Annotated in this window: 29 protein-coding genes and 1 riboswitch; of the genes, 17 read left to right on the top strand and 12 right to left on the bottom strand. The window is 73.6% G+C overall.

Going from position 1 to position 26,887, the window contains the following annotated elements; all coding sequences use genetic code 11:
* Window positions 1-18: 18 nt before the first annotated feature.
* Genes ASG96_RS22000 through hutI form a run of 3 tightly spaced genes read left to right on the top strand, consistent with a single transcriptional unit; the run spans window position 19 to window position 3,805 of the window.
* Window positions 19-1,281 carry an allantoate amidohydrolase gene (locus ASG96_RS22000; protein ID WP_082591965.1) on the top strand — a complete coding sequence of 421 codons (1,263 nt, stop codon included), beginning with the start codon at window positions 19-21 and terminating at the stop codon, window positions 1,279-1,281.
* Entirely contained in the window at window positions 1,278-2,612 is a 1,335-nt protein-coding gene (locus tag ASG96_RS21995; RefSeq protein ID WP_056751611.1) for a formimidoylglutamate deiminase, read from the top strand. Before ASG96_RS22000 ends, ASG96_RS21995 begins: the two co-directional genes overlap by 4 nt.
* Window positions 2,609-3,805, top strand: a complete 1,197-nt coding sequence (gene hutI, locus ASG96_RS21990) for an imidazolonepropionase (protein ID WP_057589403.1) — start codon at window positions 2,609-2,611, stop codon at window positions 3,803-3,805. Before ASG96_RS21995 ends, hutI begins: the two co-directional genes overlap by 4 nt.
* Here the strand turns inward: hutI and ASG96_RS21985 are convergent.
* Both ASG96_RS21985 and ASG96_RS21980 read right to left on the bottom strand, forming a co-directional pair.
* On the bottom strand, window positions 3,802-4,011 hold the full coding sequence (locus ASG96_RS21985) for a DUF1918 domain-containing protein (RefSeq protein WP_020142172.1): 210 nt from the start codon (window positions 4,009-4,011) through the stop codon (window positions 3,802-3,804). The genes hutI and ASG96_RS21985 overlap by 4 nt on opposite strands.
* A 92-nt stretch (window positions 4,012-4,103) precedes the next feature.
* Window positions 4,104-5,516 carry an MBL fold metallo-hydrolase gene (locus ASG96_RS21980; protein WP_056751616.1) on the bottom strand — a complete coding sequence of 471 codons (1,413 nt, stop codon included), beginning with the start codon at window positions 5,514-5,516 and terminating at the stop codon, window positions 4,104-4,106.
* Window positions 5,517-5,676: 160 nt separating this feature from the next.
* On the opposite strand from ASG96_RS21980, the gene ASG96_RS21975 reads away from it, so the two are divergent.
* Window positions 5,677-6,861, top strand: coding sequence for a sensor histidine kinase (locus ASG96_RS21975; protein WP_056751619.1), 1,185 nt, complete (start codon window positions 5,677-5,679; stop codon window positions 6,859-6,861).
* Window positions 6,858-7,559 (top strand): response regulator transcription factor, encoded by a 702-nt coding sequence (locus tag ASG96_RS21970; RefSeq protein WP_057589402.1) that lies wholly within the window; start codon window positions 6,858-6,860, stop codon window positions 7,557-7,559. Before ASG96_RS21975 ends, ASG96_RS21970 begins: the two co-directional genes overlap by 4 nt.
* A 64-nt stretch (window positions 7,560-7,623) precedes the next feature.
* Here the strand turns inward: ASG96_RS21970 and ASG96_RS24765 are convergent, their stop codons facing one another.
* Window positions 7,624-8,139: a DUF1918 domain-containing protein gene (locus tag ASG96_RS24765; protein WP_056751626.1), complete on the bottom strand. Its 516-nt coding sequence runs from the start codon at window positions 8,137-8,139 to the stop codon at window positions 7,624-7,626.
* Between the two features lie 115 nt (window positions 8,140-8,254).
* On the opposite strand from ASG96_RS24765, the gene ASG96_RS21960 reads away from it, so the two are divergent.
* A complete protein-coding gene (locus tag ASG96_RS21960) occupies window positions 8,255-9,328 on the top strand; it encodes a zinc-dependent alcohol dehydrogenase family protein (RefSeq protein WP_369813651.1) in 1,074 nt (357 codons plus the stop codon).
* Between the two features lie 49 nt (window positions 9,329-9,377).
* Here ASG96_RS21960 and ASG96_RS21955 read toward each other — a convergent pair whose 3' ends face one another.
* Window positions 9,378-9,845 carry a DUF4235 domain-containing protein gene (locus ASG96_RS21955; protein WP_056751631.1) on the bottom strand — a complete coding sequence of 156 codons (468 nt, stop codon included), beginning with the start codon at window positions 9,843-9,845 and terminating at the stop codon, window positions 9,378-9,380.
* 64 nt (window positions 9,846-9,909) lie between these two features.
* Window positions 9,910-10,026, top strand: a riboswitch (TPP riboswitch).
* Between the two features lie 89 nt (window positions 10,027-10,115).
* On the opposite strand from ASG96_RS21955, the gene ASG96_RS21950 reads away from it, so the two are divergent.
* From ASG96_RS21950 to ASG96_RS21920, 7 genes are all read left to right on the top strand, one after another.
* Window positions 10,116-10,730 carry an ECF transporter S component gene (locus ASG96_RS21950; protein ID WP_056751635.1) on the top strand — a complete coding sequence of 205 codons (615 nt, stop codon included), beginning with the start codon at window positions 10,116-10,118 and terminating at the stop codon, window positions 10,728-10,730.
* Window positions 10,731-10,752: 22 nt separating this feature from the next.
* Complete coding sequence (locus tag ASG96_RS21945) at window positions 10,753-13,083, top strand: ATP-binding cassette domain-containing protein (protein WP_057589400.1); 2,331 nt, start codon at window positions 10,753-10,755, stop codon at window positions 13,081-13,083.
* A 55-nt stretch (window positions 13,084-13,138) separates the two neighbouring features.
* Window positions 13,139-13,675 carry a hypothetical protein gene (locus ASG96_RS21940; protein ID WP_157611111.1) on the top strand — a complete coding sequence of 179 codons (537 nt, stop codon included), beginning with the start codon at window positions 13,139-13,141 and terminating at the stop codon, window positions 13,673-13,675.
* Window position 13,676: 1 nt separating this feature from the next.
* Complete coding sequence (locus tag ASG96_RS21935) at window positions 13,677-14,273, top strand: histidine phosphatase family protein (RefSeq protein WP_056751642.1); 597 nt, start codon at window positions 13,677-13,679, stop codon at window positions 14,271-14,273.
* Window positions 14,266-15,846, top strand: coding sequence for a polyprenol phosphomannose-dependent alpha 1,6 mannosyltransferase MptB (mptB, locus tag ASG96_RS21930; protein WP_057589399.1), 1,581 nt, complete (start codon window positions 14,266-14,268; stop codon window positions 15,844-15,846). The genes ASG96_RS21935 and mptB overlap by 8 nt, the downstream gene beginning before the upstream one ends.
* Window positions 15,847-15,923: 77 nt before the next feature.
* Entirely contained in the window at window positions 15,924-16,454 is a 531-nt protein-coding gene (locus ASG96_RS21925; RefSeq protein ID WP_056751651.1) for a hypothetical protein, read from the top strand.
* Between the two features lie 102 nt (window positions 16,455-16,556).
* Window positions 16,557-17,771 (top strand): pyridoxal phosphate-dependent aminotransferase, encoded by a 1,215-nt coding sequence (locus ASG96_RS21920; protein WP_056754343.1) that lies wholly within the window; start codon window positions 16,557-16,559, stop codon window positions 17,769-17,771.
* Window positions 17,772-17,783: 12 nt separating this feature from the next.
* On the opposite strand, the gene ASG96_RS21915 is transcribed toward ASG96_RS21920, so the two are convergent.
* Window positions 17,784-18,065: a hypothetical protein gene (locus ASG96_RS21915; RefSeq protein WP_056751654.1), complete on the bottom strand. Its 282-nt coding sequence runs from the start codon at window positions 18,063-18,065 to the stop codon at window positions 17,784-17,786.
* 24 nt (window positions 18,066-18,089) lie between these two features.
* Here ASG96_RS21915 and ASG96_RS21910 point away from each other — a divergent pair, with 24 nt between their 5' ends.
* From ASG96_RS21910 to ASG96_RS21900, 3 genes are all read left to right on the top strand, one after another.
* Window positions 18,090-18,530 (top strand): DUF732 domain-containing protein, encoded by a 441-nt coding sequence (locus tag ASG96_RS21910; protein ID WP_056751656.1) that lies wholly within the window; start codon window positions 18,090-18,092, stop codon window positions 18,528-18,530.
* Between the two features lie 62 nt (window positions 18,531-18,592).
* Window positions 18,593-19,606 carry an LLM class flavin-dependent oxidoreductase gene (locus tag ASG96_RS21905; RefSeq protein WP_235509268.1) on the top strand — a complete coding sequence of 338 codons (1,014 nt, stop codon included), beginning with the start codon at window positions 18,593-18,595 and terminating at the stop codon, window positions 19,604-19,606.
* Window positions 19,607-19,627: 21 nt separating this feature from the next.
* Window positions 19,628-20,053 carry an OsmC family protein gene (locus ASG96_RS21900; protein ID WP_057589398.1) on the top strand — a complete coding sequence of 142 codons (426 nt, stop codon included), beginning with the start codon at window positions 19,628-19,630 and terminating at the stop codon, window positions 20,051-20,053.
* Window positions 20,054-20,088: 35 nt separating this feature from the next.
* On the opposite strand, the gene ASG96_RS21895 is transcribed toward ASG96_RS21900, so the two are convergent.
* From ASG96_RS21895 to ASG96_RS21875, 4 genes are all read right to left on the bottom strand, one after another.
* Window positions 20,089-20,307, bottom strand: a complete 219-nt coding sequence (locus tag ASG96_RS21895; protein WP_057589397.1) for a hypothetical protein — start codon at window positions 20,305-20,307, stop codon at window positions 20,089-20,091.
* 155 nt (window positions 20,308-20,462) lie between these two features.
* Entirely contained in the window at window positions 20,463-21,839 is a 1,377-nt protein-coding gene (locus ASG96_RS23000) for a L,D-transpeptidase family protein (protein ID WP_082588450.1), read from the bottom strand.
* 186 nt (window positions 21,840-22,025) lie between these two features.
* On the bottom strand, window positions 22,026-22,850 hold the full coding sequence (locus ASG96_RS21880; protein WP_057589395.1) for a thioesterase family protein: 825 nt from the start codon (window positions 22,848-22,850) through the stop codon (window positions 22,026-22,028).
* The gene (locus tag ASG96_RS21875) at window positions 22,847-23,587 is read right to left on the bottom strand and encodes a TetR/AcrR family transcriptional regulator (protein WP_056751670.1); all 741 of its coding nucleotides are present in this window, start codon (window positions 23,585-23,587) and stop codon (window positions 22,847-22,849) included. The genes ASG96_RS21880 and ASG96_RS21875 overlap by 4 nt, the downstream gene beginning before the upstream one ends.
* A gap of 90 nt (window positions 23,588-23,677) precedes the next feature.
* Between ASG96_RS21875 and ASG96_RS21870 the strand changes: the two genes are divergently transcribed.
* Window positions 23,678-24,061, top strand: a complete 384-nt coding sequence (locus tag ASG96_RS21870) for a VOC family protein (RefSeq protein ID WP_056751672.1) — start codon at window positions 23,678-23,680, stop codon at window positions 24,059-24,061.
* 22 nt (window positions 24,062-24,083) lie between these two features.
* Here the strand turns inward: ASG96_RS21870 and ASG96_RS21865 are convergent, their stop codons facing one another.
* The 3 genes from ASG96_RS21865 to ASG96_RS21855 are packed head-to-tail and all read right to left on the bottom strand — an operon-like array spanning window position 24,084 to window position 26,851.
* Window positions 24,084-24,782 (bottom strand): TetR/AcrR family transcriptional regulator, encoded by a 699-nt coding sequence (locus ASG96_RS21865; protein WP_056751675.1) that lies wholly within the window; start codon window positions 24,780-24,782, stop codon window positions 24,084-24,086.
* Between the two features lie 34 nt (window positions 24,783-24,816).
* A complete protein-coding gene (locus ASG96_RS21860; RefSeq protein WP_082591978.1) occupies window positions 24,817-25,854 on the bottom strand; it encodes a glycerophosphodiester phosphodiesterase family protein in 1,038 nt (345 codons plus the stop codon).
* A 13-nt stretch (window positions 25,855-25,867) separates the two neighbouring features.
* Window positions 25,868-26,851, bottom strand: a complete 984-nt coding sequence (locus ASG96_RS21855; RefSeq protein WP_057589466.1) for an L-lactate dehydrogenase — start codon at window positions 26,849-26,851, stop codon at window positions 25,868-25,870.
* Window positions 26,852-26,887: the final 36 nt, after the last annotated feature.

Here is a 26,887-nt window from a genome sequence, read left to right as displayed (position 1 = left end):
CCGGCGTTGCGAGGAGTGGTGATCGAGGTGACGACGAGCTTCGAGAAGATGTGGGCCGATCTCGAGCCCGTCGGTCGCGCGCCCGCGTCGGGCGGCTACCGCCGCTACGCATGGACCCGGACCGACCACGACCTGCGGGAGTGGTTCGCGGGCGAGTGCGCGGCGCGGGGCCTCGACCTCGTCGAGGACCGGGCCGGCAACCAGTGGGGCTGGTGGGGCGACCCCGACGCGACGCCCGGCGTCGCCATCGGCTCGCACCTCGACTCCGTCCCCGACGGCGGCGCGTTCGACGGACCGCTCGGCGTGGTCAGCGCGCTCGCGACGGTCGACGCGCTGCGTGACGCAGGGTTCGAGCCCGACGTGCCGCTCGGGGTCGTCAACTTCGTCGACGAGGAGGGGGCGCGCTTCGGCATCGCCTGCGCGGGCTCGCGCATCATCACCGGCGCCCTCGACGCCGACCGTGCCCGGTCGCTCACCGACGACGACGGCGTGTCGATGGCCGACGCCTGGCGCAAAGCGGGGCGCGACCCGGAGACGCTCGGCCGCGACGACGAGGCCGTGCGTCGCGTCGGCCGGTTCGTCGAGCTGCACGTCGAGCAGGGCAAGGCGCTCGCGCTCACCCCCGACGGCGGCGAGGACCTCACCGACCCGGCCCGCGCCGTCGCGATCGGCACCGACATCTGGCCCCACGGTCGCTGGCGCATCGACATCCCCGGTGAGGCCAACCATGCGGGCACGACGCGCATCGCCGACCGCCGGGACGCGATGATCGGCCTCGCCACGGTCATCCAGACCGCCCGGTCGTATGCCGTCGGGCTCGGCTGCGTGGCCACCGTGGGCAAGGTCGACGTCATCCCCGGCGGGGTCAACGCGATCCCGAGCCACGTCACGGCCTGGCTCGACGCCCGGGGCCGCAGCGAGCACGTCGTGCACGCGGTGGTCGACGCCGTGTCGGCGGAGGCCGGCCGCCTCGGCGCGACGACGACGCCGGAGTCGTGGACGCCGACGACCACCTTCGACGCCGGCCTCGTCGGCAGGCTGCGCGGCGTCCTGCCCGACGCGCCGCTGCTCGGCACGGGCGCCGGGCACGACGCGGGCATCCTCGCGACGCACGGGGTGCCGAGCGCGATGCTCTTCGTCCGCAACCCCACAGGAGTTTCACACTCTCCGGTCGAGCACGCAGACGTGGACGACTGCCACCATGGGGTCACGGCCCTCACCGCCGTCGTGACCGAGCTGTGCACAGGGAAGGACCCCGAGTCGATGAGCGACGTCCGATGACCGCGTTCTGGTGTGAGAGTGCTTGGCTGACAGGAGGATTCGCTCGACGCGTCCGCCTCGTGACGCAGGACGGCCTGCTCAAGGAGGTCCTTGTCGACGCGGACCCCCAGCCCGACGACGTCCGCCTCGCCGGCGTGACGCTGCCCGGCATGGCCAACGCGCACAGCCACGCCTTCCACCGTGCCCTCCGCGGGCGCGTCAACGGGGGCGGCGGCAACTTCTGGAGCTGGCGCGAGCAGATGTATGCCGCCGCGGAGCAGCTCAACCCCGACACGTACTTCGCGCTCGCGCGGGCGGTCTTCGCCGAGATGGTGCAGGCCGGCATCACGCTCGTGGGGGAGTTCCACTACGTCCACCACCGTCCGGGTGGCCACGCGTACGGCGACCCGAACGCCATGGGTCTCGCGGTGCGCCAGGCCGCCGACGAGGCCGGGATCCGGCTCACCCTGCTCGACACGTGCTACCTCGAGGGCGGCCTCAACGGCGGCGGCCACGTCGAGCTGCACCCCGGCCAGCGGCGGTTCAGCGACGGCACGGTCGAGGCCTGGGCCGCGCGCATGTCGGCACGGCGCCCCGAGACGGACCGCGTGCGGCTCGGCGCGGCCATCCACTCCGTCCGCGCGGTCAAGCGCGCCGACCTGCCCCGGGTCGTCGAAGCCGTCGGCGACCTGCCGCTGCACGTGCACCTCTCCGAGCAGCACGGCGAGAACCTCGCCTGCCAGATGTTCTACGGTGCCAGCCCGACCCAGCTGCTCGACGAGGCCGGTGCCCTCGGTGCCCACTCGACGGCCGTGCACGCCACCCACCTCGAGGACCGCGACATCGACCTGCTCGGCGGCACCGGCACGGGTGCGTGCTTCTGCCCGACGACCGAGCGCGACCTCGCCGACGGCATCGGCCCGGCCCGGGCCCTCCACGACGCCGGCAGCCCGATCTCGCTGGGCTCCGACCAGCACGTCGTCATCGACCCGTTCGAGGAGCTGCGGGGTCTCGAGATGCACGAGCGGCTCGTCACCAACGAGCGCGACCGCTTCTCGGCCAACGACCTGCTCCTCGCGGCCTCCTTCAACGGCTACCGGTCCCTCGGCTGGTCCGACGGCGGCCACCTGAGCAAGGGCGCCCTGGCCGACTTCGTCACGGTGCGCACCGACACGGTCAACACGGCTGGTGCCGCGCACGACCAGATCATCTACGCGTGCGTCGCGTCGGACGTCTCGACCGTCGTCGTCGGTGGCGACGTCGTCGTCAGCGACGGCCACCACCGGATGGGCGACGTCGGGCGGATGCTCGTCGGCGCCATCGACCGGGTCGCGGGAGGGGTCCCGGCGTGAGCCTGCTCCTCACGGGCATCGCCGAGCTGACGACGAACGACCCGGAGCGGCGCGACGGCCACACCGACCCCGGCGACGCCCTCCTCGGCATCGTCCGCGACGCGGCCCTGGTCGTCTCGGCCGCCGGCGAGGTCGAGTGGGTCGGTCCGGCGGCCAAGGCCCCCGCCGCCGACGACCGGCGCGACCTCGGCGGCCGTGCGGTCATCCCCGGCTTCGTCGACTCGCACACGCACCTCGTCTTCGCCGGCGACCGATCGGCGGAGTTCGCGGCCCGCATGAGCGGCACGCCCTACGACGGAGGGGGCATCGCCGTCTCGGTCGCCGCCACCCGGGCCGCGAGCGACGACGACCTCCGCGCCCTCGTGGCCTCCCGCGTCGCCGAGATGCGTGCGCAGGGCACGACGACGGTCGAGATCAAGAGCGGCTACGGCCTCACCCTCGACGACGAGCTGCGCAGCCTGCGCGTCGCCCGCGAGCTCACCCCGCACACGACCTTCCTCGGTGCGCACGTGGTCCCCGGGGAGTACGCGACGCGGCGGGCGGCCTACGTCGACCTCGTGACGGGCCCCATGCTCGACGCGGTCGTCGCCGACGGCCCCACCGCGCTCGCCGAGAGCATCGACGTCTTCTGCGAGCCGCACTCGGCGCACGCCTTCGACGGTGACGAGGCCCGCACCGTCCTCGAGGCCGGTCGCGCCGCCGGACTGTCGCTCCGCGTCCACGGCAACCAGCTCGGCCACGGCCCCGGCGTCCGCCTGGCCTGCGAGCTCGGTGCCCGCAGCGTCGACCACTGCACCTTCCTGGACGACGCGGACGTCGAGGCGCTCGCCGCCGCACGCGGCACGACCGTGGCCACCCTGCTCCCCGGCGTCGAGTTCTCGACGCGGTCGCCCTACCCCGACGCGCGGGCGCTCATCGACGCCGGCGTCGACGTCGCGCTCGCGAGCGACTGCAACCCCGGCACGTGCTACTCGTCGTCGATCCCCTTCGCCATCGCCCTCGCCGTGCGCGAGATGGGGATGACGCCCGCCGAGGCGCTGCACGCCGCGACGGCCGTCTCAGCGCGCTCGCTCGGCCTGGATCGTCGGGTCGCGCCGGGGCAGCCCGCCGAGCTGGCGGTCATCGACGCGCCGAGCCACCTGCACCTCGCCTACCGGGCCGGGGTGCCGATCGTTCGCGCGCTCGACGTCTAGGAGCCGGCCGCGTCGTCGGCGGGGTGCTCGCAGCGCAGCACCGACCCGGGGCCGGGATGGATGATCCCGGTGTGGCCGTCGGACCACTCCACGACGTAGGGCGGTGCGCCGCCCTCACCCTTCACCTCGCGGATGACGCCCTCGCGCGTGCTCTGACCGACGTGCTCCGCGGCCATCGTGATGCGGTCACCGACCCGTGCCTCCATGGCACACCTCCTCGCGCTGGGGCTCTCCTCCAAGGAGACCACCTCCGGGCCCGCGCGGGAAGGTCTTCGCGGGTCGAGTGACCGACCAGACGTCAGTCGAGCAGCACCCGCTCGCCCAGGCGCGGCACCGAGACGGCGCAGTCGAACCGCTCGCGTATGCCGTCCGCCAGCGCCCGCGCGGCCCCCGGCTCCCCGTGGACGACGTGGACGCTCTCCGGAGGGTGCGGCATCTCGCCGATCCAGGTGAGCAGCTCGTCGGCGTCGGCGTGGACGGAGAAGTCGTCGAGGGTGACGACCTCGGCCCGCACCGGGACGTAGCGACCGGCCATCTTGAGCTCGCGGGCGCCCTCCTGCAGGTCGCGGCCGCGGGTCCCGACGGCCTGGTAGCCCGTGAGCAGCACGGTGTTGCGCGCCTGGGGCAGCAGGTGCCGCAGGTGGTGCACGACGCGGCCCCCCGTCGCCATCCCGGAGGCCGACACGATGATGCACGGCGTGCCCGGGGTGTTGAGCCGGATCGACTCCTCGGCGCTGTGCGCGGTCCGCAGGCCCGAGAGCCGCCGAAGCCGTTCGAGCGCGTCGGGACGCACCTCACCGGCGTGGGCGGGGTCGCGGTAGATGTCGAGCGCCGCGAGGGCCATCGGGCTGTCGACCCACACCGGGACGTCGGGGATCGCTCCGCTCTCGACGAGGTCGGCGATGGCGAGCAGGACGATCTCGGTGCGGTCGACCGCGAAGGCGGGCACGACGACGCTGCCTCCGCGCCGGACGGTGCGGCGGATCGCGTCGGCCATGACCCGGTGGCCGCGGTCGATCTCGGGGTGGGCCCGGTCGCCGTAGGTCGACTCGACGACGACGGTGCGGGCTGCGGGCGGCCGCGCCCGAGGGAGCAGCACCGGGTGGTCGGGCCGGCCGAGGTCGCCGGAGAAGAGGACGCTCGCGCCGTCGATCTCGACGAGCACGCTCGACGACCCGAGGATGTGCCCGGCGGGCACGAAGGTCACGGTGGCGCCCGCGGCGCCGCCCACACGTACGGCCGCGTCGTCGCCCACGGGGCGCAGGGCGGCGACGGCCTCGTCCGCGTCGGCGACGGTGTAGAGCGGGAGCGGTGGGTCGTGCCGCGACCACCCGCCGCGCCGGGCCCCCTCGGCCTCCTCCTCCTGCAGGTGCGCGCTGTCGCGGAGGATGACGCCCGCGAGGGCCGCGGTGCCGGCCGTCGCGTGCACCGGTCCCGCGAAGCCGCCCCGGACCAGTGCGGGCAGGTAGCCGCAGTGGTCGAGGTGGGCGTGGGTCAGGGCCACGGCGTCGACCGAGGCGGGGTCGACCGGAGGGGCCTCCCAGTTGAGCGACCGCCAGCGACGCTCGCCCTGGTAGAGGCCGCAGTCGACCATGAGCCGAGCGCCCTCTCCCTCGACGAGGAACTTGCTGCCGGTGACGGTCCCGGCGGCGCCGAGGAACGTCAGCGCCGGCGCCGGTCCGTGCCTCTCCGGTCTCACGTGAGTGCTCATGGCCCCTCCTCGGGTCCCTCTCCATCGTCCTCCCGCACCCCGGCAGGCAGTCGTGCTTCGCCGCGTGATCATCGAGACATCCGCCTGCTGGACGGCAGCGTCGGCGGGTCTCCGACCACGGTCTGACGACCCGGTCGCACGGCCCTCGTAGGCTCGGGGGGTGAGTGAGGGGAGCGTCTACGACTGGCTGCAGCGCCGGCCGATGCTCCTCGACGTGCCGCTCGCGATCGTCCTCGCTCTCCTCGGGCTCGTCGTCCTCGGCGAGGGCCAGGGCATCGGGTGGGCCGTCGTGGGCCTGTCCAACCTCGCCCTCATCTGGCGCCGCTCGCACCCCGCCACGGCCTTCGCCGTCGTGAGCATCGCGCTTGCGCTCCGGGTCGTCCCGACGAGCAGCCTCCTCCCCGGCGACATCGCCTTCCTCGTCGCCCTCTACTCGCTCGCCGCCTACGACCGACGCCGCGCCGTCCGCCTCGCCGGGCTGGGCGTCGCCGCGCTGGGCTCGGCCATCGCCGGGGTGCGGTTCAGCGCGGTCAGCGGCCGGGTGCCGGGGCCGGGCGAGTTCCTCTTCACCTTCGTCGCCTGCGCCGCCGCCTCGCTCGCGGCGTGGGCGCTCGGCGACCTCAAGCGCGCCCGCCTCCAGCGCCTCGCCGACCTCGAGGACCGCGCCGAGCGGGTCGAGCGCGAGCGCGAGCAGGCCCTGCGGCTCGCCGCCCAGCAGGAGCGCGCGGCCATCGCCCGCGAGATGCACGACGTCGTGGCCCACGCGCTGTCGGTCATCGTCGTGCAGGCCGACGGCGCCGCGTATGCCGCCGAGCGCAGTCCCGAGGGCGCGCTGGCCCGGTCGGTGGGCGCGCTCGAGACCATCGGGTCGACCGCCCGTGACGCCCTGACCGAGACCCGACGCCTCGTCGGGGTGCTGCGCGACCCGGACTCGGGCGTCGAGCTCGCACCGACCGGCGGGGTCGCCCAGCTCGACGACCTCGTCGCGGGCGTGCGCGCCGCCGGGGTGCCGGTGACGCTGACCGTCCGGGGCGCGGAGCGCGGGCGATCCGTGGGCCTCGACCTCGCGGCCTACCGCGTCGTCCAGGAGGCCCTCACCAACGTCATCAAGCACGCCGGACCCGGGGCGAGCGCCGTCGTCGACGTCGAGCAGACCGACGAGGTGCTGCGGATCTGCGTGTGCGACGACGGGGTCGGGGCGCGCAGCGTCGACGACGGCCGTGGCCACGGGCTGCCCGGCATGCGCGAGCGGGTCGCCGTGCACCGGGGCACCCTGACCGCGGGGCCGCGGGTTGGTGGCGGCTTCGAGGTCCTCGCGACGATGCCGACGGAGGGGGAGCGATGACCGAGGTGACGACGGAGCGGCCGACCGACCGGCCGACCCGGGTGATGATCGTCGACGACCAGGCGCTCGTGCGAGCGGGCTTCCGCATGGTGCTCGACGCCGAGCCCGACATCGACGTCGTCGCGGAGTGCGCCGACGGGTTGGCCGCGCTCGACGCACTGCCCGGTCGCGACGTCGACGTCGTGCTCATGGACATCCGCATGCCGCGGCTCGACGGCATCGAGGCGACGCGCCGGGTCGTCGAGCGCGGCGCCACCCCCAAGGTGCTCGTCCTGACGACCTTCGACCTCGACGAGTACGTCTACGCGGCGCTCCGCGCGGGCGCGGCCGGCTTCCTGCTCAAGGACGCCGGCCCGTCGGAGCTGCTCTCGGCGATCCGGGCCGTGCACACCGGGGACGCCGTCGTCGCGCCCGGACCGACGAGGCGGCTGCTCGACGGCTTCCTGCCCGTGCTCGCGACCCCCGTGCAGCCGGCGGGGATCGAGCGGCTGGACGTGCTGACCGAGCGCGAGCGCGAGGTGCTCGAGGCCGTCGGCAAAGGCCTGAACAACACGGAGATCGCCGCGTCGTTCTTCGTCGCCGAGGCCACGGTCAAGACCCACATCGGGCGCATCCTCGCCAAGCTCGGGCTCCGCGACCGGGTGCAGATGGTCGTGCTGGCCTACGAGACGGGCCTCGTCCGCGTCGGCGACGGCTGACGCAGGACGAGGCGGTGCCGGGGCTCGCGCCGTCCGGCGGCGGCTCGCGCCGTGCGGCATCGGCTCACGTCGTCCTGATGTGGGCCTCCTCGCCCGTGCGCTGCCGGATGTCGCGCTCCGCCGCCACGATCAGCTGGTCGGCGAGGTGGCGCAGGGCCCGGGCGACGGCAACCTCGTCGCCGATCCGCCGGGACGCCGGGTCGTCGGACGACCGGTGGCTCGAACCCTTGGCGCTCAGCCGGTCCGTCGGGTCGGCGACGAGCACGACGGTCGCCTTGGTGTCGTCGCCGGACTCGAGCAGCGAGACACGGACCTGCCACTCGCGCAGGTGCTGAGTCGGTGCATGGTCCGCCGGCTCCGCCGGCCGGGGTGCGGCCGTCGCAGCCACGTCGCCAGGCACTCCGACGTGCAGCACCGACCCCGGGCCGGGGTAGATGAGCCCGGTGTGGCCGTCCGCCCAACGCACGACGTACGGCGGGCCGCCGTCGTCGCCGTGCACCTCGAGCACCTCCCCGTCGCGGGTGGGCTCGTCGACGTGCTCTGCCGCGAGCACGATGCGGTCTCCGACGTGTGCTCTCACGATGGCCTCCTCGATCGGTCTCAGACCAGAACACCACCCGGACGGCGGGCTGCTCAGGGGCGAAGGGCTCCCGGGTACGGGACCTTGGACCCTGTCCGCGCCTGACGGTCCGGGCGTGAGATGGGTCCACGTCGTGCGCAGGCACGGCCGACGGGCCGAGGGAGGCGCGACGAGCACCATGCAGGCGTGGGTCGTCGACGAGCCGGGACCGCTGCGGCGGCACCCGCTCGTCAGGGCCGAGCTGTCCCTCCCGGAGCCCGGCCCCGGCGACGTGCTGGTCCGTGTCCGGGCCTGTGGGGTGTGCCGCACGGACCTGCACCTCGTCACGGGCGACCTGCCGCGACACCGGCACCGCGTCGTGCCCGGTCACGAGGTGGTCGGTGAGGTGGCACTCCTCGGAGAGGGCGCACACCGCTTCGCGCTCGGGGACCGGGTGGGCGTGGCCTGGCTGCGGACCACGTGCGGCGCGTGCCGGTGGTGTCGCTCGGGACGCGAGAACCTCTGCGCCGCTTCGCGATACACCGGCTGGGACGCCGACGGCGGCTACGCGGAGTGGACCGTCGTGCCCGAGGCGTACGCCTACCGGGTCCCGGCCTCGTTCTCGGACGTCGACGCGGCGCCGCTGCTGTGCGCGGGAATCATCGGTTACCGCTCGCTGCGACGCGCGCAGCTGCCGCCCGGCGGCCGGCTCGGCATCTACGGCTTCGGCGCGAGCGCCCACCTCACGGCACAGGTCGCCGTCGCCCAGGGGGCCGAGGTGCACGTGCTGACCCGGGGTGAGGGTGCCCGCGCGCTCGCCGCAGAGCTCGGGGCGGCCTCGGTCGGTGGTCCGTACGACGCGCCGCCGGTGCCGCTCGACGCCGCGATCCTCTTCGCACCGGTGGGCGAGCTCGTCCCGGTCGCCCTCGAGGCCCTGGCGTCGGGCGGCACTCTCGCCCTGGCGGGAATCCACCTCACTGACATCCCCGCGCTCGACTATCAGCGCCATCTCTTCGGGGAGCGGTCCGTGCGCAGCGTCACGAGCAACACGAGGCAGGACGGGGTGGAGTTCCTCCTGCTGGCCGAGCGGCTGCGGCTCCGGGTGACCACGACGCCGGTCCCGCTGGGTGAGGCCGACCGCGCGCTGATGGATCTCGAGGCCGGCCGCGTGCACGGAGCGGCGGTGCTCGTGCCGGACCACTCGCGCTGAACCGCCCGGTCGATGAGCCGCGCGCCGCGCGGGTCGGGCAGCTGACGGCCTAGCGGCCGCCGGTGGCCTTGTCGATGGCCTTCTTCGTGGCGCGCTCGGCCTTGTCCTTGCCCTTGGCGAGCTTGCGCGCCGCCTTCTTGTCGGTGAGCGACGCCTTCTCGTCCTCGAGGGCCTTGGGCAGGTGGCCCGTCGAGCGCCGGTAGTAGCTCGCCGCGCCGCGCTCGACGGCGACCCGGGCCGTGGCCACGGCCATCGACGAGATCGCGGTGAAGATGATGACGTCGCGGGTGCGCTCGCGCTCGAAGTCGCCCTTGACGGGCACGTTGCGGCCGGTCGCGAGCTTCCAGCCCTTCTGCGTGGCGTCGGTCGCGATCTTCGTGGCGAGGATGGTCGACCCGACGCTGAGGATCTTCCACACGGGGCCGCCGAGCGGCGTACGGGGCGTGGCGGCGTCCTCGGCCTTGGCCTTCGCCCTGCTGAGCGCCTTGGTGGCCTTCTTCGAGTCCTTGGGTCCCATGCCGTGACTGTACCCACGTCGTGCGGAGTAGAGTCACCCCCGACAACTGAAGAGCACCACCCACCCATCACGACAGGGGAGCGCGACACGCGCTGAGAGTGCGGCAGCCCGAAGGGCCGAGCCGCAGACCCTCGAACCTGCTCCGGTTAGCACCGGCGAAGGAAGTCGGTATTTCTCAGGCCACCGCACGGCATACGTCATCGACGTGTGCCGTCCGGCTGGCTTCCCCCAGGTATCCACACGTATCCACTGGAACCCGGGAGACACACCATGTCCAAGACCATCACCGCGAGCGGGCCGCTGACCCGCTGGCGCACCATCGACCTGCTCACCTGCGCCTTCCTCGGGGTCGCCTTCGGCGTCGCCTACTGGGCCTGGGGGCTCGTCTACTCCGTGCCGTCCGAGGCCGTGTCGGCGGCCTTCCCGCCCCTCGGGGCCCTCTTCAACTGGCCCTGGCTCGTCGCCGGCATCGTCGGCATGCTCATCATCCGGCGCCCCGGCGCGGCCGTCTTCACCGAGCTGCTCGCGGCGATCGTCTCGGCGCTCATCGGCACGCAGTGGGGGCTGACCACGCTCGTGTCGGGCCTCGTGCAGGGGCTCGGCGTCGAGCTCGGCTTCGCCGTCTTCGGGTATGCCGTCTACAGCTGGGCGCCGCTGTTGCTCGGTGGCTTCCTCGGCGGCGCCTTCGAGGCCGTCTACGAGTGGTACTCCTACTGGACCGACTGGGGCTGGGGCTACAAGATCTCCTACCTGCTCCTGCTCGGCGCCTCGGTGGCCGTCCTCGGCTCGCTCCTCGCCGTCGGCCTGACGCGCCTGCTCGCCGCGGCGGGCGCGCTCAACCCGTTCCCTCCGGGCCAGGAGGTCCGCGAGCAGCGGGCCGTCTGACGGGTTCGAGGTAGACGCGCCGATGGCACGAGAAGCCGAATACCTCGACGCGGGGTCGCGGTCGGTGACCTCGGGTGTCGGCGTGCGCGTCGAGGACCTGACGTGGCGGCCCTTCGGGCGCTCCCGTCCGGTCCTCGACGGCCTCGACCTGACCCTCGATCCCGGCGAGCGCGTGCTGCTCGCCGGGCCGAGCGGGTCGGGCAAGTCGACCCTGCTCCGCGCCGTCGCCGGTCTGCTGCTCACGGCCGACGCCGGTGACCTGTCGGGCACCGTCACCGTGGGCGGTCATGCGCCACAAGACGTTCCGGGCTCGGTGGGGCTCGTCCTGCAGGACCCGGGAGCCGGAGTCGTCGCCTCGAGCATCGGGCGTGACGTCGCCTTCGGCCTCGAGAACGTCGTGCTGCCCCGCGACGAGATGCCGGCACGTGTCGCGGCCGCGCTGCGCGAGGTCGGGCTGACGATGCCGCCCGACAGCCCACCGTCGACCCTGAGCGGCGGCGAGTCCCAGCGGCTGGCGCTCGCGGGCGCGCTCGTCATGGAGCCTTCCGTGCTGCTGCTCGACGAGCCCACGGCGATGCTCGACGCCGACACGGCGGCCGGCGTGCGTGCCGTCGTGGCCGAGGTCGTCGAGCGGCGCGGTCTCACCCTCGTCGTCGTCGAGCACCGGCTGGGCGGCTGGCTCGACCTCGTCGACCGTCTGGTCGTCCTCGACGCCTCCGGCTCGGTCGTCGCCGACGGCGAGCCGCGTCAGGTCCTCGCAGAGCACGGCAACTCCCTTGCGGCGCAAGGCATCTGGGTCCCTGGCGTGCCCGATCCGGAGCCGCTCGAGCTCGTTCTCGAGCCGGCCCCGTCAGCGGCGGCCGGCCGCGTGCCGCAGGGCCGTCTCGTCGCGGCGGCCGCCGACGTCCGGGTCGAGCACCGCAGTCGTCGGCTGGGGGAGCGGTCGCGCACGACGCTCGCCGTCGACGGCCTCGACCTCGAGGCGCGCGCCGGTCGCTCGCTGGCGCTCGTCGGGCCGAGCGGGGCCGGCAAGTCCTCGCTCATGTCCGCACTCGGCGGCCTCGTCTCGCCGAGCGGCGGGAGCGTCGACGTCGCGCTGCCCCTCACGCCGGCCGAGACCGGCGACCGCGCCGTGGCCCGTGACCGGCTCGCGCCGCCGCACGAGTGGTCCTCGATCGACCTCGCCCGCGTCGTGTCCTGGGTGCCGCAGCGTGCAGCCACCTCGCTCGTCGGCCGCACCGTGCGCGACGACGTGCTCACCACCCCGCTCGCCCTCGGGCAGGACCCCGATTCGGCCGGTCGCCGAGCCGACGACCTGCTCGCGGCCCTCGGGCTCGCCCACCTCGCCGACGCCGACCCGCGCCAGCTCTCGGGCGGTGAGCAGCGTCGCCTCGCGATGGCCTCCGCGGTGGCGCACGGGCCCGCCCTCGTGCTCGCCGACGAGCCGACCGTCGGGCAGGACCGGCTCACGTGGGCGGCCGTCTCCGGCGTGCTCGCGGCGGCCCGTGACGAGGGCGCGGCCGTCGTCGTCACGACCCACGACCCCGGCGTCGTCGACGACGCCGACGGCGTCGTCGCGCTGGCCGCCCCGAACCAGCCACCGCCCGACCCGGAGCCGGAGCGGCACCCGCTGCTCGCCCGGGTCGGCCCGCTCGCGCTGCTCGGCGCGGCGCTGTGCGTCCTGCCCCTGCCCGCCCTGCTGGACACGTGGCGCCAGGCCCTCGCCGTCCTCGCCGTCGAGGTCCTGCTGGGGCTCGTCGGCCTGCTCGCGCCGGGCCACGGCCGAGCCCCGGAGGGACGCCTGCGCGGGGTCCTCGCCCGGCTCGCGCCCGCTGGGCTCGCCGTCGTCGGCGTCGCGTGGTCCGCCTGGCTCCTCGGCGGGCGTGACCTCGAGGTCGCGGCCGGGGCGGCCTTGCGCGTGCTGTGCCTGCTCGTCCCGTCGGCGTTCGTCGTCGGCTTCCTCGACCCCGAGGGACTCGGCGACCACCTCGCCCAGCGGCTCCGTCTGCCGGCCCGTCCCGTCGTGGCCGCGACGGCGGCCCTCCAGCGGCTCCAGTCGTTCGACACTCTCTGGGGCGAGCTCATGACGACCCGCCGGGTGCGCGGCATCCGCGCCGACCGGGGGCCGCTCGCCCGCGGCCGTGAGGCCGTCGTCGTCACGGGCGGCCTGCTCGTCGGCGCCCTGGGCCAGGCGTCGGCGCTGGCGCTCGCCATGGACGCCCGGGGCTTCGCGGAGGCCCGGCGCCGCTCGTGGGCGGGCCCGGCGCCGTGGCGACTGCCCGACACGCTGGCCCTCGGCGCCGGGGTCCTCGTGGTCGCCGCCGCGGTCGCGGCCCGGCTGACGCTCTCCTGACGTCGTAGCGGGGCACAATGGGCGGCGCACACCTCGCGACAGGAAGGCGCCGCACGTGCCCATGCCAGGCCGACCCCGCCCAGCCACCCGTGTCATCCGCACACCCAGGGCGTATGCCGTCCCGACCGTCGCGCTGGGCCTGTCCGCCTCGCTCGTGCTGGCGCTCGCCGCGTGCGGCCAGCCCGCGCCGTCATCGCCCGACGACTCCGTCGCCCCCACCGTGAGCGTGCCCGTCCAGCCGACGATCACGGCCGAGACCCCGAGCGACGACGTGGCGGACCCGAGCGACACGGCCGCGCCGAGCGACGGCGGCCTCTTCGACGCGGCCTCGAGCCTCACGGACGCGACGTGCGAGCCCACGGGCGAGTCGTGGAGCTTCACCGGCACGCTGACCAACTCCGACACCGAGGAGCACACGTTCACCGTGGCCGTCTTCATCGTCAAGGACTCCGACGGCTCAGACGTCGCCGGCAAGGAGGTCGACGTCACGCTGGCGGCGGGGGCGACCGCACCGGTCTCCGTCAAGAACTTCCACACCGGGCCGAGCAAGGGCGTCGAGTGCCTGAGCGGCGTCACCGTGAAGGGCCTCTGAGGTGCGGCTGTTCCTCGTGCGGCACGGGCAGACCCACGCCAACGTCGCGCGCCAGCTCGACACGGCCGTGCCCGGTCTCGACCTCACCGACGAGGGTCGGGGGCAGGCCCGGGACCTCGCCGAGCGGCTCGGCGGCGAGGACCTCGGGGCCATCTACACCTCCGACCTCGTGCGCACCCAGCAGACCGCGGCGCCGCTCGCCGAGATGCTGGGCCTCGAGATGGTCGTGCTCCCCGGGCTGCGCGAGATCCAGGCCGGCGACTACGAGATGTCGACCGAGTGGCAGCCCTACATCGACGCCGTCATCCGCTGGCGCGACGAGCCCGACCACGCGATCCCCGGGGGCGACAGCGGTGCCGGCTTCATGGAGCGCTACGACGCGGCGATCGCCCGCATCGCCTCCGACGGCCACGAGTCCGCCCTCGCCGTGAGCCACGGAGCGGCCATGCGCGTCTGGTGCTCTGCCTCGCTCGGCCTGCCGGCCGACTTCTTCGACGGGCGCCGCCTCGACAACGCGCACGTCGTGACGATGGAGGGTGACCCCGTGGCCGGGTGGCGCCTGCTCGCGTGGGGCGACGAGCCGGTCACGCATGGCTGAGCCGCGACGCGCCGCCAGCCATGGCACGTGGCGATGGGCCGGCGCCGTCGGCGGGGTCGTGCTCGCCGCCGCGTCGTGGGGCTCGGGCGCGCTGCCGCGACCCAACACGGGTGTGCTGTGGCCGGGCCTCGCGTGGTGGACGACCAAGGGCGGCTCACCGCTCCTCGCGACGGTCTCGGTCCTCGCGATGGGCCTGCTCGTGCTCGCCTGGTGGCGCCTGCGCGAGGCGGACGTGTCGGTGCGCTGGTGGTGGGCGACGATCGCGCTGTGGTTCGTGCCGCTCGTGGCGGCGATGCCGCTCTACAGCCGCGACCTCTACTCGTACGCCGCGCAGGGCCTGCTCTGGGACCAGGGGCTCAGCCCCTATGACCACGTCGTCCGCGAGCTCGACTCGCCGTGGCGCGGATCGACGGCGCCGACGTGGCTCGACAGCCCGACGCCCTACGGACCGGTGTGGCTGCTCCTCGCCCGGGCCGTCGCCTCGGTGTCGGGTGAGCTGTGGGTCGCGCTCCTGCTCCTGCGCCTGCTCGCCGTGGCCGGGGTGGTCGTCATGGCCTGGGCCGTGCCCGACGTGGCCCGCCGGATCGGCTGGTCGCCCGTGCGGGCGCTCTGGCTCGGCGTCGCGGTGCCGCTCGTCGGCGCCCACTTCGTCGGGGGAGCCCACAACGACGCCCTCATGGTCGCCGCGGTGCTCGGGGGCCTGGCCCTCGCGCTGCGGGGCCGGTTCGTCCTCGCGTGCGTCGTCATCGCGCTCGGGGCCATGGTCAAGGTCACCGCCGTCATCGCGCTGCCCTTCGTCGTCGTCCTCTGGGCCCGCCACGTCGCGGCGGCACGAGCCCCGGGGGCGGGCGACCCGGCATACGCCCGCTGGGGTGACGTGCTGCGCGCGGGCGCACTCACGCTGGTGTGCGCCGGGGTCCCGATGGCGCTCGGCGGAGTCGTGACCGGGCTCGGGTTCTCGTGGCTCAACCCGACGGGGACCCCCGGCAAGAACGAGCAGTGGACGTCACTGCCCACCGCGATCGGGATCGCCGTCGGCGCCGTCGGGCACCTGCTCGGCCACGACGCGTGGCGCGACACCGGCATCGCGGCCGCGCGGGCCGTCGGGTTCGTCGTGCTCGCCCTGCTCCTCGTGCTCGTCTGGCTCGCGGCGCTCAAGCCCGCGGACACCCGCGACCTGGCCGCGGAGGACGCCGCGGCCGAGCCACGACTGCGGCCGGTCCGCGGCGTCGCCTGGGCGATGCTCGCCGTCGTCGTGCTCGCCCCCGTCTTCCTCGGGTGGTACTACCTCTGGGCGCTTCCGCTCTTCGCCGTGTCGCTCGGCGCCCTGTGGCAGGAGCGTCTCGAGGGTCCCCTGGCCGTGGTCGCCACGGTCGTCTGCTTCGCGACGCTGCCCGAGGGCTACAGCCTCGGGCTGACCACGACCGCCGTCGGGGTGCCGGTCGCGATCGTCGTCCTCGTCCTGCTGCTGCGGAGCGGCCTGCGCACCGCCCGCCGCACCGACTGGCGACACCTGCTCGACCTCGACCGCCCTCTCGTCCGCAGCCCCGAGCCCGTCCCTCGTTCGAGGTGACGCCCGCCGGGTCACGGATCGGCGACAGTTGGACACGGGTGACTGCGGGTCGGGGCGACGTGTCCCACACTGTCCCGGTGAGTGACTCCGGCTTCGTCGACGAGGCCCCGACCGGCCGCGGCGTCCCCACGAGCGGGCCCGATGCGGCGCCCACAGCCAGGAGTCGACGGCGCCCCGGCCCGGCAGGCATCGGTTTCATCGTGCTCGTCGTCGCCCTGCTGGCCTTCGGGTTCTGGGCCTGGTCGAGCCGCGTGCACACCGACGACGTCGCCGCCTACGAGTCGCTCGCACGCGAGGTCGAGGAGCTCGACCGCTCGATGGTCCCGCTCGGCCACAGCGAGCTCCCGCCCTGCCGGGAGAGCATCGACGGACGCATCACCCGCACCTACCCGCCCTCGACGGGGCCGCAGGCCGCCGAGCTCGTCGGCTACCTCGAGCAGAAGGGCTGGACGCAGGGGTCCGCCGTGCCGCCTGTCGTGGGCCACCTGACCCGGGTCGAGAACGGCCACGTCCTCACGGTCGACGTCGCCGCCGGCGCGCTCAACCAGCTCGTCGCGTCGCTGACGGCCAGCAGCCCCGGCTCCAGCCTCGGCTGCCTCGGCCGCTAGCCACCCCGCCCCACTCGTCCCACGCGCGACGTGACGGACGCGACGGGCCACATGGTGGGAATGACGCAGCTCACGGCGTACGCCGGTGGGACGCTGGTCCACATGCGCGCGGTGACCCAGAGCAAGAAGCTCCAGAACGTCTGTTACGAGATCCGGGGTCCCGTCCTGGCCGAGGCCAAGCGGCTCGAGGACGAGGGGCACCGCATCCTCAAGCTCAACATCGGCAACCCGGCGCCGTTCGGCTTCGAGGCTCCCGAGGACATCCTCGTCGACGTGATCCAGGAGCTGCCGACGGCGCAGGGCTACAGCGACAGCAAGGGCATCCTCTCGGCCCGGCGCGCCGTCAAGCAGCACTACGAGGTGCGCGACTTCCCGCCGGTCGGCGTCGAGGACATCTACCTCGGCAACGGGGTCAGCGAGCTCATCGTCATGGCGATGCAGGGACTGCTCGACAACGGCGACGAGGTGCTCATCCCGGCGCCGGACTACCCGCTGTGGACCGCGGCCGCGAGCCTCGCCGGCGGCAACGCCGTCCACTACGTCTGCGACGAGCAGGCCGGCTGGGCCCCGGACCTCGACGACATCCGCAGCAAGGTCACCGACCGCACGCGCGCCATCGTCGTCATCAACCCCAACAACCCGACGGGCGCCGTCTACCCGCGCGAGGTGCTCGAGGCCATCGCCCAGGTCGCCCGCGAGCACGAGCTGATCATCATGGCCGACGAGATCTACGACAAGATCCTCTACGACGGCGCGACGCACACCTCCATCGCGGCCCTCGCGCCCGACCTGCTCTGCCTGACCTTCAACGGCCTCTCCAAGGCCTACCGCGTCGCCGGCTTCCGGTCGGGCTGGCTCGTCATCACGGGGCCGAAGGAGCACGCGCGCAACTACCTCGAGGGCCTCGACATCCTCGCCAACATGCGTCTGTGCGCCAACGTGCCCGCGCAGCACGCGATCCAGGTCGCGCTCGGCGGCTACCAGTCGATCAACGAGCTGATCCTGCCCGGCGGCCGGCTCCTCGAGCAGCGCAACGTCGCGTGGGAGATGCTCAACCAGATCCCCGGGGTGTCGGCGACGAAGCCCGAGGGGGCGCTCTACCTCTTCCCGCGGCTCGACCCGAAGGTCCACGACATCCACGACGACGAGCGCTTCGCCCTCGACCTGCTCCGCGACCAGAAGATGCTCATCGTCCACGGCACGGGCTTCAACTGGTCGACGCCCGACCACTTCCGGCTCGTCTTCCTGCCCCGCGTCGAGGACCTCGAGGACGCGGTCGGTCGGCTCGAGAAGTTCCTCTCGACGTACTCCCAGTAGTCGGAGCAGCGGTCAGCGGGAGGTGGCCCACCACTTGAGGAGCAGGCCGAGCACGACGCCCCAGACGACCGTGAGCAGCAGGCTGATCGCGACGGCCAGGAGGGCGGGCCGGCGCCCACCCGGCTCACGGCGCACGAGGCTGAGCCCCGCGAGCGCCAGGCCGAGCAGCTGCGGCAGGAAGACGAACCCGAGGACGACCGCCGACAACGAGGCGACGACCGCGGCCCGGGCGATCGGCGCGTCTGCTGCCAGCCGGGCGGACGCGGCGTCGCGGGGATGATCGGGCTCGCTCACGCGTTCAGGGTAACGATGAACGCGATGACACCAGCGCACGCTCCGCGGCCGTATGCCGCCCGGCCCGGTCAGCGCCCGGCGCTCGCTGCCGGGGCCGCCCTCCTCGTCGTCCTCTCGCTCGCCGCGTGCGGTGGGTCGGACCCGACGATCGGTGACCTGCCCGCGGGCGTCGCCGACGCGCGCCCGAGCATCTCGGCCGAGGAGGCACAGTTCGTCCTCGCGGCGCAGAAGCTCGGGGCCTCGGTCACGGGTGACACGGTGAACGACGACATCGAGACCGGGACGACCACGTGCTGGGCGCTGAAGAACGGTGGCGTCGAGCTGGCCCAGATCGCGGTCGACGACGACGACAGGCCGCTGCCCAACACCGGTGAGGCGCTGCGCACGAAGCAGCTGATGGCCGCAGGCGTGCAGGCCTTCTGCCCCGACTACGACGACCAGGTGTCCCAGCTCAAGCTGCCGTGACCGTGGGCGCGGTGGAACCGGTGGGTGGAATACCGCGCACCACGCTGCCCGTTGGCACCCACGTGAGTCCTGCCGCCAGAGCCCAGCTGAACATCCTCGACCTCGTGCCCGTCCTCGACGGGGGCAGCGCGGGGGAGGCGATCGCCTCGACGGTCGACATCGCCCGCCACGCCGAGAAGTGGGGCTACGGCCGCTACTGGATGGCCGAGCACCACAACATGCGTGGGGTGGCGTCGAGCTCGACGGCCGTGCTCATCGGCCACGTCGCCGACCAGACCGAGACGATCCGCGTCGGCGCGGGCGGCATCATGCTGCCCAACCATGCGCCGTACGTCGTCGCCGAGCAGTTCGGCACCCTCGCGACGATCCACCCGGGCCGCATCGACCTCGGGCTCGGCCGTGCCCCCGGCACCGACCCCTTCACGACCCGTGCCCTGCGCCGCAACGAGGCAGCGGCCATGAACTTCGCCGGCGAGGTCGAGGAGCTCATCGGCTACCTCGGTGACCCCGACCCTGACGCGAAGGTCCGTGCCATCCCCGGCGAGGGGACGCACGTGCCGATCTGGATCCTCGGGTCGAGCCACGGCGGCGCCCAGGTGGCGGCCGCCCTCGGCCTGCCCTACTCCTTCGCCTCGCACTTCGCCCCGGCCGCCCTGATGAGCGCCCTCGAGGTCTACCGCTCCCGCTTCACCCCGTCGACGGAGCCCGGCGGGCTCGACGCGCCGCGCTCGATGGCGGGCGTCAACGTCATGGTCGCCGACACGACGGCCGAGGCCGAGCGCCTCTTCACGAGCGTGCTCCAGCGTTTCCACGGCATCGTCACCGGCCGCCGCGCCGGGCTCCCCGAGCCCGAGGGCGACATCGCGACCCTCATGGCGCAGTGGTCGCCGGCCGAGCGCCAGGCTGTCAACGAGATGACGCGCGTCTCGCTCGTCGGCACTCCCGACGAGGTGCGCGACGGCCTCGCCGGCTTCGTCGAGGCCACCGGCGTCGACGAGGTCATCGTCACGTGCGGCGCCCACGACCACGACGCGCGGCTGCGCTCCTACGAGCTGCTCGCCGACGCATGGAACTGACCGTCTGAAAGGCTTGACCCCATGAGCACCGACGCCCCCGACCTCCGTTCCGTCACGCTGACCCGCGACAGCATGGGCCGCTACACCGCCCGCAACCTCCGCGGCGGCTCGATCACCGTCAGCTCCGGCACCGACGAGCTCTCGCCCGTCGAGCTGCTCCTCGCCGGCATCGCCGCGTGCACGGCCGTCGACGTCGACACGGTGACGTCCCGCCGCGCCGAGCCCGACGACTTCGAGGTCGAGGTGACGGCCGACAAGGTCAAGGACGAGCACGGCAACCACCTCCAGGACATCACGGTGACCTTCCGCGTGCGCTTCCCCGAGGGTGACGGCGGTGACGCGGCGCGCGAGATGCTGCCGAAGATGGTCCAGCGCTCGCACGACGAGTGGTGCACCGTCAGCCGCAGCGTCGAGCTCGGCACGAAGGTCACCGCCACGGTCGAGTGACCGGCGACCGCCGCGACGACCGAGGGCGTATGCCGTCAGGCGCGGTGGGCGGCGTCGAGCCACTCGATGGGGTCGCCCCACCCGAGCCGCGTCACGCCGTGCTTGTCGAGCGCGCGGACGGCGAGGGTGCGCCGGTGCGCCGCGAACGTCAGGACGTGCGCGACCATCGCGCCGTAGGAGCACACGTAGGGCGGGTCGCTGGCGGCATCGACGAAGACGTCGTCGAGCTGTCCCTGCTCGATGGCGTCGCGCACGTGCCAGAGGAAGACGGGCGCGGCATCGGCGACAGCCAGGCGCCGAAGGTGTCACGTGAGCCGGTCACGTCACGATCCTGCGCGCCCCGGCCCCCCGCGTACTTGATCGGGTTTGCTCTGCTCGCAAGGCCGCTCGCTCCAGTGTCGCGTCGGGCTCAGTGGTAGACGACGACCTTGTCGCCGATGCGCACCTTGAAGAAGAGCGCCTTGACCTGTGCGTAGTCGGCGATGTTGACGCAGCCGTGGCTGGCGCTGGCGTAGCCGAGACGCGCGAAGTTCGACGAGTAGTGCACGGCCTGGCCGCCGGAGAAGAACATCGAGTAGGGCATCGGCGTGAAGTAGAGGTTCGAGATGACGTACTCGTACTTGCGGGAGACGCTGAAGGTGCCCTCGCGCGTCTCGTGTCCGGGCCGGCCGAAGCGGGCCCACATGGCCGTCTGCGGCTTGCCGTCGACGACCCACGTCAGGGTCCGAGTGGCCTTGTCGACGCACATGACGCGGCCGGTGCGGCAGCGCTTGTCGAGCGACGCGAGGGTCGGCACGAGCGGGCGCAGGCCGGCGTAGTAGCGGTGCTTGTCGAACGTGCCCGGCACGTAGGTGAGGGCGCGCAGGCGCGCCCAGGTGCGGGTGTCGACGACGCCCGACTGCGGCACGTCGTAGGTGCGCTGGAAGGCGAGGACCTTCTGGCCGAGGGTCCAGCCGTAGGTGCCGGAGTACGCGTACGGCCACAGGCCCTTGGCGCCGAGACGCCGCTGGAGCTCGCGCACGTTCGCGGCAGGGGCCGACGTGCTGATCGCGGTCGGGGACGCCGTCAGCGAGACGAGCCGGCTCCACGTGCGCTGGTCGAGGACGCCGGACTGCGGGAGGTTCTGGTCGCGCTGGAAGGCGAGCACCCTCTGGCCGAGCGTCCAGCCGTAGTAGCCCGACACGGCATACGACCAGTAGGACGCCTTGACCACGCGCAGACGCACCTGGAGGTCTTTGACGGCGTTGCCGGACGCGCCCTCCTTGAGGCGGGTCGGCGTCGCGGTGAGGGCGACGAGGCGGTTCCACGTGCGCTGGTCGACGACGCCCGTGGTCGGGAGGCCCTGGTCGGTCTGGAAGGTCAGGACCCGCTGCCCGAGCGTCCAGCCGTAGACGCCGGAGACGGCGTAGGTCCAGTAGGAGGCCTTGACGAGGCGCAGGCGCACCTGGAGGTCCTTGACCTTCCAGCCCGAGCTGCCCTCGGGGATGACGACCGGGCTCGGGGCGGGTGGCGGCGGCGTGGTCGTGGTGGGGCTCGGCGTCGTGGTGGTGCTGGTCGTGGTCGACGGCGTCGTCGTGGCGGTCGTGCTGGTCGTCGTCCCGGTGGTCGTCGACGAGGTGGTCGTCTCGGTCGAGGTGGTCCCGGCGGCGCCGCTCGCCGATGTCGAGGTGCCGGGCGGTGTCGGCGTGCCGGTCAGGTCGTCGGCGCGCGCGGCCGGAGCCGTGACGGCGAGCGCGACGATCGCGAGTGCCGCGGCGACGCTGCCTGCGGTGCGATTCCTGTCCATGCGGATGGTCCTCATGGTGTCCCCTGGTGTCCTGACCGCGCGACGGCGGGTGTGAGTCGGCGCGAACGCGCCCTTCATTGTGGCAGGCGAGCCGTGCTTTGGCGCGGAGTCCCGACACGCCTCTTGACGCCTCGACGCGGCGAAAGGTTGTCGCCGCGAGGTCACGACTGCGGTGGACCGCCGGGCTCAGGCGCCCGGCAGGCGGCGGACGGTGAGGATCTGCTCGGCGCGCCCGACCGGGCCGCGCTCGTCGTGCAACGTCGTCGAGGTCAGCCCGAGGCCCGTCGGGCCCATCGTCACGCTGGTGTCGAAGCCGACCCAGCCGCGCACCGGCTCGCGGAAGAGGTGCACGCTGAGGTCGACGTTCGGGAACATCCACTCCTGCGGCGAGACACGGACGGCGATGCCGTTGGCGGTGTCGGCGAGGCGCACGAGATCGGCTGTGGGAGAGCAGGTCTCGCCGTCGACGAGCGGGTTGAGCGCGCGGATCCAGGCGCGGGTCCGGCCCGGTCGGCGCTCGGGATCGACCCGGAACTCGAGTCCCTCGATGTAGCCGCCCTCCCACGTGTCGGTGCCGACCCACGGGCGCATCTCGTCGGGTCCGGGGATCGGCGCGAGCTCGACACCGGCCACGGGCTCGGAGTCGTGCGACGCGAGACGCCACGCGTGGGCCCGCACGACGGCGCGGTCGTCCACGAGCATCGTCGCCTCGACCAGCTCGATGGTGCGTCCCGGCCGTGTCGTGCGCACCTCGACCCGGCTCGGTCGCGCGGGGATCATGCCGAGGATGTCGAAGGAGATGCGGGCGAGCTGCATGCCGTCGCGCGGCTCGTGCAGGTCGATCTCGTGGGCGAGGATGCCGCTGACCGGCGCCATGTGCTGCTCGTCGTCACGCCACGCGCCCTGCACGTGGACGGTGGGCGCGTAGAGCCCCGGGCCGAGCCGGCGGTAGAAGGCCGGGGTCTCGTGGTCGAGCTCGGCGCCGGTGCTGTCAGGGGTCTCGCTGGTCACCCGCCCACCCTAGGTCGCCGTCCCGGCCGGGCCGGCGCGAGCCCGTCGAGCAGGACGCCGAGGCCGAACGCGTGAGCGGAGCGGGCATCGGCCGCGGCGTGCGTCGCGGCGCCGGCGGCCTGCCCGACGCGGCTGGCGAGCGGGAAGCGCTCCTCGATCCCGAGGGCGGCGAGCTCGGCGCCCTCGCGCAGCCACCACTGCTCCGGCGTCTCCTCGCTGCGCTCGGCCCGGGCCGCCTCGAGGGCTCGCGCCGAGGACCGGACGAACGCCAGGACGAGAGCGAGGGCCTGGTCCTTGGCGGGGTCGGTCAGCGGCAGCGGCTCGACGGCCCCGAGCTCGCGCTCGTACTTGCCGAGGGTGCCGGGGCCGAGCACGGCTCGTTCGGTCTCCACGTGGGCGAGCCACGGGTGCCGCGTCAGGAGCGTGAGGTTCTCGTCGGCCACCTGGCCGAGGCGATCCCTCCAGGACCCCGACAGCGGCGCCCACTCCATGTCGAGCCGGCACTGGTCGACCATGAGGTCGAGCAGCTGCGCCTTGTTCGCGACGTGCCCGTAGAGCGTCATGACCCCGACGCCGAGGTGTTCGGCGACCCGGCGCAGCGAGACGTCGTGCAGCCCGCGGTCGTCGGCCTCGCGGATGCCGGCGTCGACGACGGCATCGACGGTGAGGGTCGGGCGGCGCCCGGGGCGCGGGGGGAGTGGGCGCTCACGTCGCCAGAGCAGCCGGACGGTGCCCACGGGCCCACCCCGTTCGTCTCGTGAATCGCCTCGGGAACGATTCGGTATGCCGTACGTTATTGTCCGTACACCGTACGGAAAGAGGTTCCCATGCCCGGCACGATCACCGGATTCGCCGTCTCGCTCAACGTCCCCGATCCCGACGCGTCCGCCGACTTCCTCGTCACCCACCTCGGTCACGTCGTCGAGATGCGCGACGACGGCTTCGTCTCGCTCCGGCACCCGGACGGTGGGTCGAACGTCATCTTCCTGCGCACCGGACTGCCGAGCTTCAAGCCGGCGGAGGTCGGCGGGTCGGCACGCGACGGGCTCCTGCTCGCCTTCGTCGTGGACGACCTCGATGCCCGGCACGAGCGGCTCGTGGCCGCCGGGGTCGACGTCGTCACGGCGCCTGAGACGGAGCCCTGGGGCGAGCGGTTCGTGCAGTACCGCGACCCCAACGGTCTCGTCGTGCAGCTCGTCCAGTGGGTCTGAGCCCGGCGCCGGGCCCTCGGGCTCAGCTCGCGCCGTCGGACAGGCCGAGACCGAGGTCGACCATGCGCACGAGGCGCGGGGCGAGCTCGTCGACGGCACCGGGCGGCAGGTCGCGCAGCGGCCCCTCGAGTGCGAGCATCGCCATGCCGTGAACGGCTGACCACGCGAGCAGCTCGGCGCCCGGCCGCTCGTCGTCGGACATGACCCCGGCGTCGACCATGGCGTCGAGGGAGTCGGCGAGCAGCTGGAAGGGGGTGCGGCCGCCGACGCCGGCCGCATCGGGGGACGCGGCCCGGCTGAGGTCGACGGGCACGGCGAACGCTGCGCGGAAGAGGCCCGGCTCGTCCATCGCGAAGCGCAGGTAGCCCACGCCCACCGCCCGGAAGCGGGCGCGGGCGCGCTGGCCGGTCTCGAGGTCGGCGGGGACGGCGTCCATCGTGGCGCTGATGACGTCCGCGGCCCGCGCCTGCGCGCGGGAGACCACCTCGCCGAGGAGGGCGTCGCGGTCGGCGAAATGGCGGTATGCCGCATTGGCCGAGACCCCGACGCGACGCGTCGCCTCCCGCAGGACGACCTTGTCGGGGCCACCCTCCCGGGCGAGGTCGGTGCCGGCCTCGAGCAGGGCCCGGCGCAGGTCGCCGTGGTGGTACGTCGCCCGTGCCGGCGGCGCGCCCGAGGGGTCGGGTGCCGGGTCGGCGTCGAAGGCGGCGGACGTGCTCACGGACCCATCATGCTCCGGGCCGTGCCTGCTGGTCTCACCCGGCTGCGGGATGGGACGGGGGTGTCGCGATGCCCCTGTGCGTCAGCACGGTGCGGAGCAGGTCGGGGCGGTTGGTGATGAGGCCGTCGACGCCGAGGTCGACGAGCCGTCCCATGCCTTCCTCGTCGTCGACCGTCCACGGCACCACGGCGAGTCTGGCGGCGTGGGCCGAGCGGACGAACGCGGCGTCGACGGGGAGGTCCTCGCGCGGTGAGATGGCCACGACCCCCGTGATGCCGGAGGCGGCGCGCACGACGTCGCCGTCCACGGCGTCGATGTCGAGGCCGCCGAGCCACGGCGACGCGCCCTCCTTGCCCCGCTCGAGGCGTTCCGGCGAGACGAGGGCGACGAGCCGGGCGTGGGGGGCGATGCGGTGCACCGTCGTCAGGCTCGCCCAGTCGAACGACTGGATCGTGACCCGGTCGGCCATGCCGCCCTCCTCGAGCACCGACCACACCTTCTCGGCGTAATGCTCGCGCGGGACGGTCAGGTCGAGGTCGTCCGCCTGGACCTTGATCTCGACGTTGAGACCGACGTCGTCGGCGCCGCGGTCGCGCAGCAGGTCGACGACCTCGCGGAGCTCGGGCACCCTGGCGCCCGGGACGGCGCGCTGGTCCGGGTAGTCGGGCGCCGGCTGGTAGCCGCAGTCGAGGGTGCGGACCTGCGCCAGCGTCAGCAGCCGAAAAGGCTTGCCGGAGTAAGGAAAAAGGTCGTCCGAGGCCTTGGCCGGCGTCGTGTCGCGGCACTTGTCGGGGTTGACCCGGTTGTCGTGGGCGACGACGACGGCCCCGTCGCGGGTGACCTGGGCGTCGAGCTCCAGGGTCGTGACGCCGAGGTCGAGCGCCCGTGAGAACGCGGCCAGCGTGTTCTCCGACGTCAGGGCCGCGCCGCCGCGGTGGGCCTGCAGGTCGAAGGTCCGGGCCAGCCTCGTCGAGGCGTCCGTGGGTGTGTCGCTGCCGGAACAGGCCGTCACGACGAGGCAGACCGCAACGCCGAGCGCCGCGAGAGCAGCCGGGCGCGAGCCCCGACGCATGCCGACCACGTCGTCAGAACCCGAAGCGGTGGGCGGTGTCGCGGACCGCGTCCGCCGACGCCCGCAGTCCCGACAGCTCGGCATCGGTCATCGGCACCTCGACCCGGTCGCCGACGCCGCCGGCGTGGACGATCGCCGGCACCGACAGGCACACGTCGCTGATGCCGTAGTAGTCGTCGAGGAGCGACGAGACGGGCAGGATGCGGCGCTCGTCGTAGAGGACCGCCTCGATGACCCGCGTGGCGGCGAGCCCGATCGCGTAGTTCGTCGCGCCCTTGCCCTCGATGACGCGGTAGGCCGACTGCACGACGTCCGTCGCGATGCGGTCGCGGGCCTCCTCGTCGAGGGCGATCCGTCCGTCCGACGTGCGCCACTGCAGCAGCGGCACGGAGCCGATCGTCGCGGACGACCAGAGCGGCAGCTCGGAGTCGCCGTGCTCGCCGATGACGTACGCGTGCACGCTCTGGGCCGCGACGCCCGTGTGCTCGGCGAGCAGGAAGCGCAGCCGCGACGAGTCGAGGACGGTGCCCGAGCCGAAGAGCCGCTCGGCGGGGAGGCCCGACACCTGGAGGGCGGCATAGGTCACGACGTCGACGGGGTTGGTCACCATGACGTGCACGGCATCGGGTGCCACCTCGACGAGTCGCGGGAGGATCGCCCGCATGATCCCGATGGTCGACTCGGCGAGGTCGAGCCGCGACTGGCCGGGCTTCTGCTTGGCGCCGGCGGTGAAGACGATGACGTCGGAGTCAGCGAGGACCTCGATGTCGTCGGACCCGTCGACGTGCGCCATCGGGACGAACTGGATGCCGTGGCTGAGGTCGAGCGCCTCGGCGCGCACCTTGGCGGCGTTGACGTCGAAGAGCGCGACGTTCTGGGCGACGCCACGCATCAACGCGGCATACGCCAGCGTGGCGCCGACGGCGCCCGCCCCGACGATCCCCAGCTTGGTCGTACGGCGGCGGCGCGTGCTGCCTGTCAGTGCCTCCACGGTCATGGTCCGGTCCTCCGTCACTCGTCCACGTCGTCGGTG

Source organism: Terrabacter sp. Soil810 (assembly GCF_001429645.1).
GTDB lineage: Bacteria > Actinomycetota > Actinomycetes > Actinomycetales > Dermatophilaceae > Terrabacter.
Note: the sequence above shows the minus strand (reverse complement) of the source record. Positions and strands in the feature narration are given on the sequence as shown.

What these genes read in the sequence shown, in the direction of transcription:
- ASG96_RS21870 (WP_056751672.1), top strand. Translation starts at nt 23,678, where the DNA reads ATGCCCGGCACGATCACCGGATTCGCCGTCTCGCTCAACGTCCCCGAT.
- ASG96_RS21985 (WP_020142172.1), bottom strand. Translation starts at nt 4,011, where the DNA reads ATGGAGGCACGGGTCGGTGACCGCATCACGATGGCCGCGGAGCACGTC.
- ASG96_RS21860 (WP_082591978.1), bottom strand. Translation starts at nt 25,854, where the DNA reads ATGCGTCGGGGCTCGCGCCCGGCTGCTCTCGCGGCGCTCGGCGTTGCG.
- ASG96_RS21980 (WP_056751616.1), bottom strand. Translation starts at nt 5,516, where the DNA reads ATGAGCACTCACGTGAGACCGGAGAGGCACGGACCGGCGCCGGCGCTG.
- ASG96_RS21910 (WP_056751656.1), top strand. Translation starts at nt 18,090, where the DNA reads ATGACACCAGCGCACGCTCCGCGGCCGTATGCCGCCCGGCCCGGTCAG.
- ASG96_RS21900 (WP_057589398.1), top strand. Translation starts at nt 19,628, where the DNA reads ATGAGCACCGACGCCCCCGACCTCCGTTCCGTCACGCTGACCCGCGAC.
- ASG96_RS21995 (WP_056751611.1), top strand. Translation starts at nt 1,278, where the DNA reads ATGACCGCGTTCTGGTGTGAGAGTGCTTGGCTGACAGGAGGATTCGCT.
- ASG96_RS21855 (WP_057589466.1), bottom strand. Translation starts at nt 26,851, where the DNA reads ATGACCGTGGAGGCACTGACAGGCAGCACGCGCCGCCGCCGTACGACC.
- ASG96_RS23000 (WP_082588450.1), bottom strand. Translation starts at nt 21,839, where the DNA reads ATGGACAGGAATCGCACCGCAGGCAGCGTCGCCGCGGCACTCGCGATC.
- ASG96_RS21945 (WP_057589400.1), top strand. Translation starts at nt 10,753, where the DNA reads ATGGCACGAGAAGCCGAATACCTCGACGCGGGGTCGCGGTCGGTGACC.
- ASG96_RS21970 (WP_057589402.1), top strand. Translation starts at nt 6,858, where the DNA reads ATGACCGAGGTGACGACGGAGCGGCCGACCGACCGGCCGACCCGGGTG.
- ASG96_RS21950 (WP_056751635.1), top strand. Translation starts at nt 10,116, where the DNA reads ATGTCCAAGACCATCACCGCGAGCGGGCCGCTGACCCGCTGGCGCACC.
- mptB (WP_057589399.1), top strand. Translation starts at nt 14,266, where the DNA reads ATGGCTGAGCCGCGACGCGCCGCCAGCCATGGCACGTGGCGATGGGCC.
- ASG96_RS21955 (WP_056751631.1), bottom strand. Translation starts at nt 9,845, where the DNA reads ATGGGACCCAAGGACTCGAAGAAGGCCACCAAGGCGCTCAGCAGGGCG.
- ASG96_RS21920 (WP_056754343.1), top strand. Translation starts at nt 16,557, where the DNA reads ATGCGCGCGGTGACCCAGAGCAAGAAGCTCCAGAACGTCTGTTACGAG.